This is a genomic window from Microcoleus sp. N9_B4, from assembly GCF_036701635.1.
GTDB lineage: Bacteria > Cyanobacteriota > Cyanobacteriia > Cyanobacteriales > Microcoleaceae > Microcoleus.
In genome coordinates this window covers 63,104-79,288 of the sequence record NZ_JAUBRC010000006.1, presented here as the reverse complement: position 1 = coordinate 79,288, position 16,185 = coordinate 63,104, and the positions used below count along the sequence as shown (strand labels likewise).

The 16,185-nt window shown below is 47.2% G+C and carries 16 protein-coding genes; 3 read left to right on the top strand and 13 right to left on the bottom strand.

What is annotated here, in order from left to right; genetic code table 11:
• Positions 1–228: 228 nt before the first annotated feature.
• The 10 genes from hemE to QUA43_RS05805 all read right to left on the bottom strand — a co-directional run bounded on the left by hemE (position 229) and on the right by QUA43_RS05805 (position 9,355).
• Positions 229–1,293, bottom strand: coding sequence for a uroporphyrinogen decarboxylase (hemE, locus tag QUA43_RS05850; RefSeq protein ID WP_015178097.1), 1,065 nt, complete (start codon positions 1,291–1,293; stop codon positions 229–231).
• Between the two features lie 336 nt (positions 1,294–1,629).
• Complete coding sequence (locus QUA43_RS05845; protein WP_333371830.1) at positions 1,630–1,899, bottom strand: ParE family toxin-like protein; 270 nt, start codon at positions 1,897–1,899, stop codon at positions 1,630–1,632.
• Positions 1,896–2,093: a hypothetical protein gene (locus QUA43_RS05840; RefSeq protein ID WP_333371827.1), complete on the bottom strand. Its 198-nt coding sequence runs from the start codon at positions 2,091–2,093 to the stop codon at positions 1,896–1,898. The genes QUA43_RS05845 and QUA43_RS05840 overlap by 4 nt, the downstream gene beginning before the upstream one ends.
• A gap of 320 nt (positions 2,094–2,413) precedes the next feature.
• Positions 2,414–3,196: a hypothetical protein gene (locus QUA43_RS05835; RefSeq protein ID WP_333371826.1), complete on the bottom strand. Its 783-nt coding sequence runs from the start codon at positions 3,194–3,196 to the stop codon at positions 2,414–2,416.
• A gap of 165 nt (positions 3,197–3,361) precedes the next feature.
• Positions 3,362–4,291 (bottom strand): LD-carboxypeptidase, encoded by a 930-nt coding sequence (locus tag QUA43_RS05830; RefSeq protein ID WP_333371824.1) that lies wholly within the window; start codon positions 4,289–4,291, stop codon positions 3,362–3,364.
• Positions 4,292–4,512: 221 nt separating this feature from the next.
• A complete protein-coding gene (gene map / locus QUA43_RS05825) occupies positions 4,513–5,274 on the bottom strand; it encodes a type I methionyl aminopeptidase (RefSeq protein WP_333371822.1) in 762 nt (253 codons plus the stop codon).
• A 43-nt stretch (positions 5,275–5,317) separates the two neighbouring features.
• Positions 5,318–6,394, bottom strand: coding sequence for a glycosyltransferase family 4 protein (locus QUA43_RS05820; protein WP_333371820.1), 1,077 nt, complete (start codon positions 6,392–6,394; stop codon positions 5,318–5,320).
• 91 nt (positions 6,395–6,485) lie between these two features.
• Positions 6,486–7,457, bottom strand: a complete 972-nt coding sequence (locus QUA43_RS05815) for an IS110 family transposase (RefSeq protein ID WP_333371818.1) — start codon at positions 7,455–7,457, stop codon at positions 6,486–6,488.
• A 145-nt stretch (positions 7,458–7,602) separates the two neighbouring features.
• Positions 7,603–7,905, bottom strand: a complete 303-nt coding sequence (locus tag QUA43_RS05810) for a hypothetical protein (RefSeq protein ID WP_333371816.1) — start codon at positions 7,903–7,905, stop codon at positions 7,603–7,605.
• Between the two features lie 262 nt (positions 7,906–8,167).
• Positions 8,168–9,355 (bottom strand): HEAT repeat domain-containing protein, encoded by a 1,188-nt coding sequence (locus QUA43_RS05805; RefSeq protein WP_333371814.1) that lies wholly within the window; start codon positions 9,353–9,355, stop codon positions 8,168–8,170.
• A gap of 912 nt (positions 9,356–10,267) precedes the next feature.
• Here QUA43_RS05805 and QUA43_RS05800 point away from each other — a divergent pair.
• Positions 10,268–12,010: a CapA family protein gene (locus QUA43_RS05800; RefSeq protein ID WP_333371812.1), complete on the top strand. Its 1,743-nt coding sequence runs from the start codon at positions 10,268–10,270 to the stop codon at positions 12,008–12,010.
• A 202-nt stretch (positions 12,011–12,212) separates the two neighbouring features.
• Here QUA43_RS05800 and QUA43_RS05795 read toward each other — a convergent pair whose 3' ends face one another.
• On the bottom strand, positions 12,213–13,304 hold the full coding sequence (locus tag QUA43_RS05795; protein ID WP_333371810.1) for a PfkB family carbohydrate kinase: 1,092 nt from the start codon (positions 13,302–13,304) through the stop codon (positions 12,213–12,215).
• A 286-nt stretch (positions 13,305–13,590) separates the two neighbouring features.
• Complete coding sequence (locus QUA43_RS05790; protein ID WP_333225019.1) at positions 13,591–14,142, bottom strand: response regulator; 552 nt, start codon at positions 14,140–14,142, stop codon at positions 13,591–13,593.
• 198 nt (positions 14,143–14,340) lie between these two features.
• On the opposite strand from QUA43_RS05790, the gene QUA43_RS05785 reads away from it, so the two are divergent.
• Positions 14,341–15,315 (top strand): lipoyl synthase, encoded by a 975-nt coding sequence (locus QUA43_RS05785; protein ID WP_333371808.1) that lies wholly within the window; start codon positions 14,341–14,343, stop codon positions 15,313–15,315.
• 126 nt (positions 15,316–15,441) lie between these two features.
• Complete coding sequence (locus QUA43_RS05780; RefSeq protein ID WP_172190106.1) at positions 15,442–15,588, top strand: photosystem I protein PsaX; 147 nt, start codon at positions 15,442–15,444, stop codon at positions 15,586–15,588.
• Between the two features lie 225 nt (positions 15,589–15,813).
• Here the strand turns inward: QUA43_RS05780 and QUA43_RS05775 are convergent, their stop codons facing one another.
• Entirely contained in the window at positions 15,814–16,179 is a 366-nt protein-coding gene (locus QUA43_RS05775; RefSeq protein WP_333371806.1) for a hypothetical protein, read from the bottom strand.
• Between the last annotated feature and the right edge of the window lie 6 nt (positions 16,180–16,185).

The window sequence follows — 16,185 nt, the reverse complement described above, 5'->3', positions numbered from 1 at the left end:
TAAGGGGGGGACAAGATTATTGTCAAAGTCCCCCTGCTTAAGGGGGATTTAGGGGGATCTCTACTCGGTTATAAGCGAGATTTGTCAGGGGTTGTTACTCGTTACCAGGCTCTGACCTGGTAAGGCAGATCAGGAGGCTCTGCCTCCATTTTACGCGAGGCAGAGCCTCTGGATATGGGTTCACCAGGCAGAGCCTGGGAACCAGTTAAAACCAGTTCGCAATCAATTTCAAGCAGCAACTGCAAGCAATTTGTCGGCTTGTTTTGCGGTTTCAAAGAAGAAACGCACGTTATCTTCGGGAGTTCCCGGTAATACGCCGTGTCCCAAGTTGAGGATGTGTCCGCGATGACCGGCTTTGCGAATTGTATCAAGAATTCGATCGCGAATAAACGGTTGAGAACCAAACAACACGCCCGGATCGAGATTTCCCTGAACGTTCATATTCGGGCCCAAACGCTTGCGCGCGTCGGCCATATCCACAGTCCAATCGACGCTGATGATATCGGCGCCGGATGTTGTCATGCGTTCGAGGAGGCCGGCGCTACCGGTGACTAACAGAATTAGCGGGGTGTCGGGATGGGTTTTTTTGACTTGCTCGAATACTTGTTTCTGGTAAGGTAAAGCGAAGGTGTCGTAGTCTTGGGGGGACAGTTGGCCGGCCCAGGAGTCGAACATTTGCACGACTTGCGCGCCGCAGTCGATTTGATAGCGCACGTAAACGGCGATCGCATCTGCGAATTTCGACAGCAACTGATGCAGTAAAGTTGGATCGGAAAATGCCATGTTTTTGATGATGGCATAATCCTTAGAACCTTTACCCTCAACGGCATAGGCCGCCAGCGTCCACGGCGCGCCCACAAAACCGAGCACGGTGGATTTGTTGCCGACTTCTTCGCGCAGGGATTTCAGGATTGTTTTGATAAACGGCAAGCTTTCTTCCGGGTTCAGCGGTTGCAGGTTGTCGATTTGCTGCTGAGTGCGGATGGGTGCGTGGATAATCGGGCCTTTGCCTTCGGCGATGTCCATGTCGATGCCCAAACCGGGCATCGGTGTGACAATATCGGAAAACAGAATTACGCCGTCGGGTTGAAACGCGCGCCACGGCTGAAGGGAAACTTCGATCGCAACTTCGGGAATTTCGGAACGTTCGCGAAAGGAGGGATACTTTTCTCGCAAATCTCGATAGGCTTTCATGTAGCGACCGGCTTGGCGCATCATCCACACGGGCGGGCGGTCTAGGGTTTCGCCGCGGGCTGCCCGCAACAACAAGGGAACTTCATTTAATGCCGACATTTTAACTTTTCTCTACCTTAGATATTTCAATGCCTTTGGTAGCTTACCACTGTGCGATCGTCCTTTTTGACAAAAAATTCATGTATCGGCTGTGAGGGAGATGAGAGGAGTGGCTGAGTTCGATTATGGGCGATCGGGATTTGGTTGGTTGCGAGGCTGGCAAATGACATCTAAAATCCTTCCACTGTAGGGGGTTTATAATGGAATTCTCCTCACTCGCAGGGCAAACTAATTGAATGGAAACGCTACGTGCAAACCGCACGTTTTATTTACTTTACCTCTCCCACTCGCTGAAGAGACTAATTAAACGTCTATTATCACACTCGATCGGTGGCTTTATTTCTGAGCTAATATTGCATCGTAATCCCCATGAGTCCCTATCCAAAACCAGACAATACCTTCCGGTTTCTCAACTCCCAGAGCTCGGTAACTATCCCCTACTCGCACCGATTGCAAATGCTTTCGCCTGCCAACTTTTTTAAAATGCAGCGAAGGGTGATACGGATCGACTTTGAGTAATTCGTAATTTTTATCGGCTAGTCCTTGTATTTCTTTAGGTAGCTGGTGATAGCACTGCCAAAAACGTGGTAAAGTCAGATGATTCATAAAACTTTAGTCAATCCCGCTTCATACTCTGCATCAACTTCATCAAGTAGTGCATCTAACCGCCCCTCCTCCAAATCGTCTTCAATTTGCCTATCCCAAACCTGTTGGCGATACTCTATCAGCCAAGCAGTGAGTTCTGATAGTTCCTTAACCGACAAGTTCATAATTGCTGTTTCAAGTTCTTTAACGCTCATATATTTTGCCACATCATTAATATTATTAATATACCAATAATTCTGAAGGCACGGGTAGTCAAAAACCAGGTTTTTTCTGAAAGACTCGTTGCAGCCTACAGATGAGCGTAAAAAACCCGGTTTCGAGGAGTCGGAGTGCGTCGATAAGCTGTCGCACATTTAAATTGTATATTCAGGGCGGGCGGGACGCCCAATCCCTACTCCCCACAAGACTTTGATTTTTTTTGACAGACATTTTAAATGCCACAACAGCTTACGCAAAGAAACCAGGTTTCTACGAAGAAACCTGATTTCTGATTCCGCGCTACAGTTTGACCTACTTACCTAGTCACGCAAACTCCGCCCACCACTACCCGACATTGATCTGAGCCCGCATCGAATCTACTATCATTCCGCCTCGCCGAGTCTAAATTTCTAGTCCGCGAATTGTAGTAATAATCTCCCGCCGGAAACCTTCTATTCGGGACAGCGCAGTAAGTTGAATCTTGATTACCATCGTCAAACCTGACTCTCACCATAGAACGTCTCTCGCGACAATCAACAGACCGCAAGCCAAAATCATCTTCCAGAAGCTGTGCTCTGTCATATTGACCGTCATATCGATCGTTATCTCGCCTCGTGTACCAATCGTCCCGCGAATTGCCCGATCGTCTGCCGCCCCCATCAATTCCCGCAACTTCCAGCGTGTAGTTACCGCCCCTGGCAGCATCTTTTGCTAACACTAACAGTTTATAATCGCCAGTACGGGGAATTTGATAATTAAAAGAACGGTCTTGCGTAAAAGCGACTTGTTTGTTGTTCCCGTAAAACAGCACCATGACGGGAGCAAAACCGCTCCTTGTATCTGTGTCTAAAAACACTTCAATGTTATCGCCTTCCCTCGCGCTGAATGTGTATTCTTGACCGCGCAATTCTTCCGTCGGAGAGCCCGGAACCCACATATTCCGAAAACGGTAGATGGGGGAAGTGCGGCGAATTACTCCGTCAATGCGATCGTTATTCCGTATCTGTTCGCCAATAGCACTAGAGGAAATCCCCGTAAGTGCCAATCCCGTAACTAGGACAGCGGCAGCAATACTGTTTAACAAGTTGTGTGCTTTCATATCAACCTCTCGAAAATTTTAAAATCTTTTTGCTTTTTTGATGCCGACATTTGCATACACAATCCATTTTAAATGTAATTTCTGCCAACCGTGTCAACCTCACCCAACCAGACTCTTTAGCGGGTGCAAAATCTCAAGCTAAAGTCACAGACGTTTATCCCCAATCTAAAGTTGCGATTTATTGCCGCAAATCAGCAATCCCGAATCAGCGTCAAGACTCGCCATAATTCCCATCGGTAAAGCAGCGTTAACTCCCTCGTGCCCGAAAGGCAAATCCGAGACAATCGGAATATTCAAATCCCCCAGCCGATCGCGCAAAACCTCTTCAATGCTAAAACTGGGAATACTCGGCTCAATCTCGCAGCGGCTGAAACGCCCCAAAGCAATGCCCCGCACCCCCGCGAAAGCCCCCGCCATCCGCCACAAAGTCAGCATTCGATCGACCCTGTAGGGAGCCTCAGAAACATCCTCAAATGCGAGAATAACCCCGGTCAAATCCGGTTGATACGGGGTTCCGAGCAAGTGAGAAGCCACCGTCAGATTCGCCGGAAACAGCCGCCCGGTGGCTTTTCCGCAGCCCCATCCTTTCCCTTGCAAAGATTGTAAGGGACGACCTTCGATGCAGTCAAAAAGTCGATCGACAGACCAATCCGGTTCATCCGCCAAAGTTGTCAGCATCGGCCCGTGAACGCCCCAAACTCCCAATTTAGCCTGATTCCACAGCAAAGCAGTTATATCGGAAAAGCCAATCAACCATTTCGGCGAATGGGAATCGGGAGTTGGAAATTGGGAATTTTCCGCCTTTCCCACTTTTCCTTTTTCCAAAAGTCGAGTGCTACCGAAACCGCCACGAACACAGAGAATACCGCGACAATCCGGGTCATTGAGGGCATCTGCGAGCTGTCGGACGCGGTTTTCGTCGGAACCGGCCAAATAGCCCCAGCGATCGTCAAAACCCGGTGTTAATTCAATTCGATAGCCGCGGGATTTCCAAATTTCTACACCCTTTTCAAAGTTGGTTGATTCTCGCAAAGTGCCACTAGGGGCAATTACTTTGAGCAAATCTCCTGGTTGTAGAAATTTTATGTTAGTCATTAGTAGGTGGATTGTTGACTGTTGACTGTTGGCTGTTGACTGTTGACTGTTGACTGTTAACCTTTGGCTTTTTTTAGTGAGTTAAGATAGGCATTAAGTTTTGGTGAAAGTTCATTTAATAAAGGATGCACTCGATCGATTTGTTCTTGAGTCAAAAGATTGCGAGCGATAGTTGATGGCAAACCGTCAACAGTCAACCGTCAACAGTCAACCGTCAACAATTAAGGCAAAGTCAGAATTTCCACCCCAGAATCAGTAACAGCCAGAGTGTGTTCAAATTGAGCCGAAAGCTTTCCATCCTGCGTGATCGCAGTCCAACCGTCGCCCAAAATTTCCACTTCCCAAGTACCCTCATTAATCATAGGCTCGATCGTAAAAACCATGCCTTGTCTGAGCTTCTTCCCCGTGCCCCGCTTACCGTAGTGCAAAATTTCCGGTTCAGTGTGAAAAACGCGGTGAACGCCGTGTCCCGCAAAATTTCGCACTACCGAAAAACCCTGCGCTTCAGCATATTCTTGAATCGCTGCACCGATGTCACCGGTACGAGCACCCGGTTTGACTTCCGCAATTCCTCTTCTTAAACATTCCTCGGTTACTTCAACTAACTTTTTCGCTACCGGTGAAGGTTTGCCCACAAAAAAAGTCTTGGAAGTATCGCCGTGATAGCCGTCAACTAAAGGCGTTACATCAATATTAATAATGTCACCTTCTTTAAGAATTTGTTTAGCATTCGGGATGCCGTGACAGACTACTTCATTGACGCTTGCACACAGAGATTTTGGAAATCCTTTATAGCCTAGCGGAGCGCTTTTTGCTCCATGTGCCAAAGTCCAGCGTTCGGCTTCATCGTTAATTTCCAGAGTGCTTACTCCCGGTTTTACCATCGGTTCGAGATGTAGCAGAAGTTCGGCCGCTAAACGACCTGCTTGACGCATTTTTGCGATTTCTCTACTAGATAAAAGCACTAAACGTTCGGTTGCCATAGTTTTTTTCTGTTTTCTTTTTTGTTGTCGATTAAGAGTTTATTTAACTCAATTTGAGAATAGATTTGAACCAGTGTTCACAACGATCGCCCAAAGCTTCCAAAGAGTATTCTACCTCTACTTGTCGCCGGCAAGCGCTGCGGTCAATTTGGTCTAAGCGGGCGATCGCACCTACCAAGCCATTTACACTATCAGGCTCCACTAAAAAGCCCGTCAGTCCGTCTCTCACAATTTCCGCCGGCCCCCCGCGCTCGTAAGCAATCACAGGTACACCGCACGCTAAAGCCTCGATCGCGACATTTCCGAAAGCTTCCACCCAACGTGGCGTCATCAACAATGCTTGGCACTGACGGACTTGCTCTTGCATTTGGGTTGTTGTCAAAAACCCTAAATATTCTACCGGAGCATCCGGGTAATCTGCACAAATTTTTTGCCAATAATCCTCATCTTGCATTTTGCCCATAATTTTCAGGGGAATGCCTGTAATTTTCGCTGCTGCTACTGCATCTTCTAAACCTTTTTCCGGGGCGATGCGGCCTAGCCAAGCTAATTTAGACTCCGGTTGGTTGGAAAATTCGTACAGGGATAAATCTATGCCATTTCCCAACAACTGACATTCATCGGCAAAGGCGAATGTTTTGGCTTGAGAAGCGGTGTGAACTCCGATCGTACCAGGAAACTGGACGGCGGTTTGTCCGGCAATGCGATCGAGGGCGGCGGAAAGGGAGCCCATGCTGATCAAATGTGCGATCGGAGTCCTAAAAAATGGTGTCAAATAAAACGGCAGCCAATCGTAGGCAAAATTAACAATGACATCCCATTCATCCTGAACTTGGCGAGCATATTCCCACATATTTGCCAGCACAGAATCAGCGGGCATTACAATAGGATCATTGTAATCTTGTGTTTGGGCGGTTACTTGCAAATCACCCGTTATTTCGACTACACAAATTGATTCTAAGACTGAACCTATCGGCGCTACAACTGCTATTTTATGACCGCGACTCTGCAATTTTTTAGCAATGTTAAGGACTGTAAGTTCGACTCCGCCGCCCAACCCCGAACCGAGTGGACCGACCGAAGTTGACAGGAACAATAGTTTTAAAGTGTTATTAGTCATTAGTCATTAGTTATTAGTTATTAGTTATTAGTCATTAGTCATATCATGTCCGGTCGATTACCCTGATTCCTGTAGATACTGTCTTGAACTGTCAAGGGGTAGCAGTCAAATAATTGGGGTCGAAAGGCTTTTGGGATTTTAAAATCCCAAAAGCCAAATGCACCAACTTCCTCATCAAGGCACCAATCACCTGCATTTTGACCTTTCCGCGACCCAATAATCGCTCACTCATGGCTTTCAGCAAAGGGTTGTAGCGCATTGCCACTACCGCAGGCAAATACAACGCCTTTCGTAGTCGGACATTTCCGGTACAGGACAAACGAGTTTTGCCTTTAACCGAAGTCCCAGAACTGCGCTCACAGGGTGTTAAACCCGCATAAGCCGCTAATTGACGGGCATTATTGTAATCGGAAACATCACGAATTTCAGCTAACAATACTGAGGCCGTTTGTTCACCAATTCCGGGAATTGAGGTCAAGAGAGCGCGCTGTTGCTTTAAATGTGGATGTTGGTCAAAGTGGTCACTAATCAGTTTTTTGATTAGTTGTTGTTGCTGTTTGAGATAGTCCAAATGTTCCTGGGTAAGGGCAGCAACTGTGGGCGTAGCTGTTTCCAAACGGTTGTGTTCTTGAGTTGCCATTTCTGTGACTGATTCGAGCCGTCGCAAAAGGGCTTGTAATTCTTTGACTTCTGGCTCGGTTGGTGTCCACAAAGATGGTTTCATTGCCGCACAAAAACGGGCAATCAATGCTGCATCTACGGAGTCTGTTTTAGTTCTCAGAAGTTCGCTTTTGGCAAACCCTTTAATACGAGCGGGATTGACTATACTGACAAAAAAGCCTGCCCCATAGAGGAATTCGGCTAAGGCTTCTCCATAGATGCTAGTAGCTTCCATGCAAGCATGGAGTTCTACTACATTTTGTTGTTGAAGCCAGTTATGTAAACTCTCAAACCCTTGAATATTGTTCGTAAACTTTTTGGGTTTAGTCGCACGACCTTCTTTCAGTAATGAGACATGAAAGTCTCTTTTACTGATGTCTATACCTAAGACTGTTGATGCCATTATTTGCTCCCGATGTACTCCGATTTATGAAAGAACGTGACAGGCAATAATTAACTAACCTTGTGAATGCAGGCTTTCCCGACAATGCCGAGAGCCTAAGATACTGTCCAGCTTGGTGCGCCTGTCATCAGTAATGGGAGCTTATCTACACAACAGACTTGTTTAGTCTAAGGGGCGGGCCAACTTCACCGATTTCTGATGTCCTATAGCCAGCACTTTCGCCTGTTACAGAACCTTTTCTACAAAACTTTCCTTGTTTCTTTAGATTCACTTCGTCGCTCAGTTCGATCGCCTGAGTGTCGGTTCGATCGCCTGAGTGTCGGTTCGATCGTCCGATTGTCGGTTCGATCGTCCGATTGTCAGCTCGATCGTCCGATTGTCGGTTCGATCGTCCGATTGTCAGCTCGATCGTCCGATTGTCAGCTTGATCGCCCACTTGTCGGCTCAATCGCCTGATTGTCGGTATGATCTAATCAATGACGTGGCAATCGCCTGACTCACTCTTTTAAGATACAAGGGGCGGGTTCACCAATAATATTTGCCAAAAACGGACAATCTCAGAAACCCGCCCCGACCTATGTATTGTGGGCGATCGATCGGACATGATATCAGTAGTCATTAGTCAGCCGTCACTAATTTTAACATAATCTAAATTATCAATTTCCTATTTCCAATCTCAAGTTCAAATTATTTGAAAATTGCTACGTTTATTAATCCATCCCAGAACGCGGACGGAGGCGGTTCAACTGATTGATTGCCCAGCGAGCAGTTTCCTGAACTTCTGGATCTGGATCGTCCGTCGCACGGTGCAACAAGTAACTGATTTGATTCACCAATTCGTAAATCCGCGTCAAGTCGCGAATTGCATTTTTACGCACTTCGGGATTTTCATTTTGCAGCGAAATTGACCACGCATTATTCATGGGTTTGAGCGTGCGAATGCCAATTTCCGAGAGACTTGCCAAAACTAAACTGTACTGCTTGGAGTCGGAATTTGCTAGCAAATCGAGCAACGGCTCAACTGCTCTGGAATCTCCCCGCTGGCCTAGTTCCCAAATTGCTTTGCCCCTCTTTGCCGGATTTAGCTGCTGCAAATCTTCAATCAGTGCTTCAATAATATCAACTTGAGGTCTACCATCCGTTTCGGGAAGGGCAATACCTTTTTTCTTCGCTAGGGAATCGCCTTGATTAGTTGTTTCGGGAATGTTGAAACCTGTGTTGCTGTATCCGTTGCTGTGAGTTTCCAAGGGCGAGGTGTCGGAATTAATTCGATCGCCCTCGACTGCTGCATCCTCGGATTCTGGTTCCCCGGATTCCCTGATAAAAGGTCGATCGCTGCTCTCGATACTGTGGCCTTTTGGCAAATCAAAAGGGTAGGGCAAGGCTGACAGCGATTGTCCCCCAGAAGAAGTCTCTTGCGGTCTACTTTGGTGCGAGTTTGTAGGAGAATCGGGATTAGTAAATTGAGAGTTTCTTGGGTTGTGGCGCTCAAATCTTCCCCGTCTTCGCTTAGAATAATTTGACTCGTCACTGCTAACTAATTTGATCATGATAAATACTGCCGCTGCCGTGACGACAACTGCTGCCAAACCCAACATTAAGAACCCCCGCTGACGAGACAAAATGACGATCAAATTGGATACCGATTTCGGGATCTTAGAATTAGATTTGGACGTTTTGGACGGCTGAGATTTTTTTTTGTCGGGCGCTGGAGACGGTTTTGGAGGCTTGGAATCCTGGCGATTGTCCGGGGGAGAGTTCGCCTGAGCAATTTCTTGGGAAACAGCCCGGTAGGAGGCATTGAGTACCTGTTGCCCTCCGTCGGCACTTGGACTGAACGCAGCGCCCAGACAGGCAATGCAGATGAACAAACATACAGAGGAGCGGTAATGCGCCATAAGACTCAATCCGGGTTTTGAGAGGCAACGCCGCATGACGAGCTTTAGTTTAACCTTGAGTTAGCTCGATCCTAGCTACTATGGGCTTAACTAACTCACAAATAGCACCAGACTAGCGAAAAACCCTGGTTGGAGAGGGCACCGAGCCAGCTATCATAAGCACAATTGTGTCATTGACGTGCAACTCCTTTAAATAATTAGTTTAATTAGTTTAAAACGAACAACTACATCGGCGGCCGCGACTTTCGTGGCATCCAGAAAGTTGATTGCAGCTAATCTCAGCTACGTGCAGTGTACACTACAGGCCCTGCTGTGCTGCGCTGCCGGGGCGCTAGCAGACGATTGTGGCTCGCCGTCAATTTCTCACCCATAGCGTGGCATGACCAAGAGTTTAACAAGCTTCCGAGCCTGCCGGTCGATCGTTTTTGTGTGAATTTGGGCCCAAGTGGGACAGGGGGATTGGCACTGGTAACGAGAAACTCGGTTTTTTCGTTAATTCTTCGCTGCTAAACTGCATATTTTCCGTACATTTCAGGACGCACTCTCGACGCTCACAAACCAGTTTTATTTACCAAAAATGCTGTAAGAAAGAGAGCGCAGATTTGACCGATGTTAAGTTGAAGGGGGCAATTATCCCGGATAGAAGTGTTTGGGCGATCGCCTAAGATAACCGTTAGGAAATATTGTAGTCAGCTAGCAAGCGCCAAAAATCATACTATCTTGTAAAAGTAGGGTCGGATTTAGTTAGGAGCTATAGTGAGAGCGAGTAGACCCTTTCACGCAGGCGTCCTCTGCCAACGTTTTGTTTATTTTTACCCACTTACTTAAGTTAAATCAATCGGTATTTCATCCTGTGCCGCCAAATTTGATATAAGATCGAGCTAAATTTTTAGTGTGAGAGTAGAGGCGTTTGTGAGCCAACAAGATATTTTAAATTTAGCAAAAGAAGGCGATGCCAGGGCGATCGCATTTCTGATCGGCCAAGCACTCCAAAGCTTCGGCGTCACGGCTAAAGCCAGCCGGGAAAACGACACCCTGCACCTGCTGCTGGAAGCAGAACATTTACCCGCAGAAGAAGCCTGTCTCCGAGTCGCAGTCAAAGGGTTGCAGCGGCTGCAACCAAATAACCTTTACTCAGTGACAGTTTACGGGCGGCGCGACGGCGAGCAATTGCCCGCTTGGACTCAGACAGTAGAATTAAAAAAACGCTTGACTTCCGCACCCGTGAGTCCGTTAGTTGCCGTGAATGCCGCAGTAGCTGCGAGTGCAGCAGTAGCCGCTAGTGTAGCCGCTTCTCCCATTCCTGTGACTTTGCCCAAGCTAGAAAAAACTCAAAATGTCACAACGGCGCCCCCTCAAACACCAGAAAAATCTCCGCCCCAACCCCCTAAAATCCCAACTCCAAAACCCCCAAACCAAAGGCAGCAAAAGCCATCGCCGCAGCCAGAACTAGCAGGCACTAAAACTAAAAAATCAGGGCTGTCAGTCGGTGTTCTGAGTCTAATTCTCGTACCGATATCCGGCCTTGTACTGGCTTCTCAACTTTACAAATCCTCACCCACCGCTACTAATAACCCTCCAACGTCAAAGCCTGCCGTACAAGAAGTGAGATCGACACCCGCAGCCAATCCCATTCCAGCTCCAAAACCGCCCTCCCCTGCTGCCAAAAAACCTGCCATTGTGCCCGCCACTGTCAGCATCAAAGCAGTTGGTGACATGATCCCCGGCACAAATTATCCCTACAACAAACTGCCGGCAAAAAAAGAGATGTTATTAGAGTCGGTAAAACCGTACCTGAAAGGAGCTGATATTCTGTTTGGCAATTTTGAAAGCACGATGACCGATTATCCTTACAGTTCCAAGGCAGGTGGCGGACGAATGCTGTTTGCCTTTCGGACGCCTCCGAGTTATGCCAAAATCTTCAAAGATGTTGGTTTTGATATTTTGAATGTTGCCAATAATCACTCTTACGATTTTAACGAGCAAGGATTTAAGGACACGATTAAAAACATCGACAGCAACGGCATGAAGGCTGTTGGCAAAAGAGATCAAATTGTTTATCAAAATGTCAAGGGCGTGAATTTTGCCTTTATCGGTTTCAGCAACTACGGCGAAGTTCACAATTCCTTGCTGGAACTGAAAGCGGGAGCAGAAGTTGTCAAAAAAGCCAAGCAAAACGCTGATATTGTAGTGATATCAGTTCATGCTGGAGCTGAAGGAACGGGAGCTCTGAATGTGAGAAATAAAACTGAGTTCTTTTACGGAGAAAACCGGGGAAATATGGTTTTATTTTCGCGGACGATGATTGATGCGGGAGCAGATTTGATTTTGGGACATGGCCCGCACGTTCCCCGAGCGATGGAACTTTATAAAGGGAAATTGATTGCTTATTCCCTGGGCAATTTTTTGGGTTATCGCACTTTGTCCACAGCAGGAACACTCGGTCAATCTCTAATTTTGGATGTGAAAATGAGTCCGCAAGGGGATTTTGTTTCTGGTAAGATTATCCCCGTCCAACTTGACGGGCGAGGTGTTCCGGCTGTTGATAACAAATTTAGGACTGTGGGGTTGATTAATCGTTTGACAAAGAGCGATTTTCCCAATAGCGGTTTGACAATTGATGACAAGGGGCAAATTTTGAAAAAGAGTAAGTAGTCGTTAGTCATTAGTCATTAGTCATTAGTCATTAGTAATATCATGTCCGGTCAATTTAACTGGTTCCCAGGCAGAGCCTGGGAACCGATATCCAGAGGCTTTGCCTCGAAAAGCGATGGGAAAATTGGAGGCTGAGCCTCCGGATCTGCGTTACCAGGCAGAGCCTGGGAACAAGTAATAATCAATCACCCATTACAACTGATTAGTCATCGATCATCGTTTTCAAAGCTTCTTTCATCTCCTCTACCGTTGTTGTTGCCGTACCGAATTGACGCACGACAATACTAGCGGCCAAATTTCCCAAAACTGCCGCTTCCCAACCAGATGCACCGACGCACAAAGCTAAAGTCATTGCTGCTACAACTGTATCTCCAGCACCGGTTACGTCGAATACATCAGTCTTGTTAAAAGGGGGAATGTCCCAACTTTGAATGGCAAATTCCCCCTTTTCACAAATGGATGTTGGAGGGGGTGAATTTTTGATTTCTTCGCCGTTCGCCCTTTCAAACAAAGTCATCCCTTCTTCGCCGCGAGTAATCAGGATTTTTTGAGCTTGAGTTAAGTTCAATAAATCGCGTCCTGCTTGCATTAAAGTTTGAGGGTTTTTGATAGCATATCCGACGGCTTGCTCGGCTTCGGGCAAGTTCGGAGTAAATAACATTGCTCCCGAATATCGCTGCAAATTTGTTTGAGCGTCTACAATTGTTTTGCCGGGAACCACTGCCGATTCGATCGCCAAATTCGTCAAAACTCCGTCGCCGTAGTCGGAACAAACCACTGCATCTACTGTCGGTATTTGCTGCCGGATGTAGTCTGCCAATTGCAACTGCAAATCTAAATCCGGCAACTCGTCCGATTTGCGATCGACTCGGACAATTTGCTGAGTCACCGACTGCCGCGCGTGCCCGGAAATTCGAGTTTTGGTGACAGTTGGACGCTGCGAATCGATTAAAATCCCACCCGTATCAATTCCCGCCGCCTCAAAAATACCGCACAAAGCCTTTCCCTGGTCGTCTTTTCCCACCAAACCAGCAACTTTTACTTTGCCTCCCAGTTTGGCTAAATTATAGACAGCATTTGCGCCACCTCCGGGTACTTGCTGAGTATTTTCGTAGCGCAAAATCAACACAGGTGCTTCGCGGGAAATTCGCTCTACTTGTCCGGTAAGAAACTCGTCCAAGGTCAAATCTCCGATCGCTAATACCTGCGCTTGATCGAAGCAGTCTAATCTTTTCAATAATTGCTCTGTTGAGGCACGCAGTTGAGGCAAAAAATCGGAATAGTCGTTAGTCATTAACCAAAAAAATGAGACTGAGGAGTTGATAATTGAGTGTGGGACGAGCGGGAATTAAAAATCCTAATATTAATTAATAATTAATTTCCTCCCTTGTTTTATTTTTAACTTTTAATTGATTTTCTCACTGGGATTTTGATAAACCAGTTGCAGGCTATTGGCGATCGCACTCGCTCAAACAATTGGGCAAAAAAATGCGGATAAAATCGCAGCCTTTGAGACTCAACTGAAAGTTTCACGGTGTGGAAGTTTCCTTCTACATAAGTGCCTTCAAAAAACAGCAGAATTATTTCAATTTCTGCTTGATGATCGTAATCACCTGAGTCATTTGTTTTTTGAGTGCATCAATTTCCGCTTGCATTTTCGCCATTTTCACAGTCATCGCCTGAATTTCGGCGGCGCCCGCTCCAGAAGTGGGTGCAGCGGCGGCGGCTGGGGCTTCCGGCACTGGTTTCTTTTTGGCCAGTACCATCGCCGATTTGATTGCCTCGGTTAGCTGCTTCTTCTCAAACGGTTTGGCGATGAATGCAAAAAAATGCTTCTCAAAGGGTTTCGGAATTTTTTCCATCACCTCTTCTTCGCGGCCCGACATGATCACCAAAGGTATCTTAGAAAGCTCAGGATGGGCTTGCACTTTTTGATACACTTCCCAACCGCTGACTTTGGGCAGTAGGAAATCTAACATAATTAGATTTGGCCGGGCTTGACGGATCAGTTTGAGTCCCTCTTCGCCGTCTTTTGCTTCTAGAACTTCAAAGTTACCCTGCGGCAACATCTCTCGGACTCGGACGCGGATGACTTTACTGTCATCGATTACCAAGATTTTTTGACCAGCCACGACTGACTCCTTCAGTAATGAATGAGTGATGATTTGCAACCTTCAGTATATCCCTAACAGAATTCTACCCATAATTCTGGGCGAGTTTAGTTTTGTTGCACGTCGGCGCGATTCTGATTTCGGGTGGTACTTCTACAAGTTCAGGGGCTTTGATTTCGGATACGATCGAAGGAATTAACTCAATCGCCACTGAATTTTATGTCGCCTCAAACTCCTAAAACTCCTACTGTCAAAGCAGTTGCCGCCCAAATGCGGGGTGAAATCGAGGCGATGCCGGAGTGGTTGCGTAGGCCCGTTGGCAAAGCTAGCGAACTTTCCCAAGTGCAAAAAATTATCAAACAGCGGCAAATTCACACGATTTGTGAGGAGGGCAGATGTCCCAACCGGGGCGAGTGCTACGCGCAAAAAACGGCGACTTTTTTGTTGATGGGGCCGACTTGCACCCGCGCTTGTGCTTTTTGTCAAGTAGATAAAGGTCATTCTCCGATGCCGCTAGACCCGGAGGAACCGCAAAAGGTGGCCGAGGCTGTGCAGTTGTTGGGTTTGCGCTATGCGGTGCTGACTTCGGTGGCGAGGGATGATTTGCCGGATGGGGGTGCGGGTTGGTTTGCCAGGACGATCGCCCAAATCCGCCTTCTTAACCCGGATACTGAAGTTGAGGTACTGACGCCGGATTTTTGGGGGGGAACAGGTAGGGGCGGTGCCCCCGTGCCCGCCCCCGACGGGGAGAATTCCGGACTCGATGAGTTGCAGCGAGATCGGATTCGCACGGTGGTGGAGGCTAAACCGGCTTGTTACAACCACAATATTGAGACGGTGCGGCGGTTGCAAGGGCCGGTGCGGAGGGGGGCGAAGTACGATCGCTCGATCGACGTTCTGCGTATTGTTAAGCAATATGACCCAACTATTCCCACCAAATCCGGTTTGATGTTGGGGCACGGGGAAACCGCAGCCGAGATAGTCGAAGCGATGACCGATTTGCGGGACGCCAAGTGCGATCGGCTCACCCTCGGTCAATACATGAGACCATCTCTAGATCACCTCCCAGTGCGTAAATACTGGACGCCTGCCGAATTTGACCGTTTCGGGTCGATCGCGCGGGAGATGGGGTTTGAGCGCGTGCGATCGGGACCTCTCGTCCGCAGTTCCTACCACGCCGGAGAAAACGATTGAAATTAATCTGAATTCAACTCGGTACAAACTCCTTGTTACAAAAAATAACTCTAGAGGATTGTGCATAAGTGCGACGCTCTCTGCTATTTGTAAATAGAGTGACATTATGAATTAGGAGCTTTACCTATGGCAGAGATAGCGAAGAACCAATTAAAATCCGAGTCCGTGATGAAAACGGGCAAATTCCCTTACACCTTTCGCGCAGCCTGGTTTCTGTTGCTGTTAGCTATCAATTTTTTGGTTGCAGCCTATTATTTCCATATCATTGAATAGTTCTGCAACTTAATTTTTAGCAGACCCTGCTGTTCTCGACCTCAACGTCGGAGAATGGGAGAGGGGGAGAGGGGGAGAGTTTGGAGTTTTGAGTTGGGGAGGATATGACTTTATTTTTCTAACTAATGACTCCTGACTTCTTCCCTCTTCCCTCTTCCTTCTGACTAATGACCAATGACTAATGACCAATGACTAATGACCAATGACCAATGACTAATGACTTCTCTAGCGATTTCTAGACGATTCTAGCTTTGACAACCGCTCTTGAATTTTAATAACATCTTGTTTAGTCTCTATTGCCAAAGTTGCTAAATTGTCAAACATCGGGTCTCCCGACAGCGGTCTAGGATTTGTGCGACCCGAACCGGAAGGGGGAGGAGACTGAGGCCGGTTAACTCTAGAACCTTGGTTCTGCAAACTGTAGATTTGTCCCCTGAGTTCAGAAATTTGCCTTTCTAATTGAGTAATGCGAAACTCTAATTGAGTTGTGGATTGAGCGGGCGTGACAATTGGCGCAACAGCAATTGCTAAGGCGCAAGCCAGACATAAAATACAGATTGTTAGGGCGCGATGGCGAATATTTTTCGGCATAGCTTT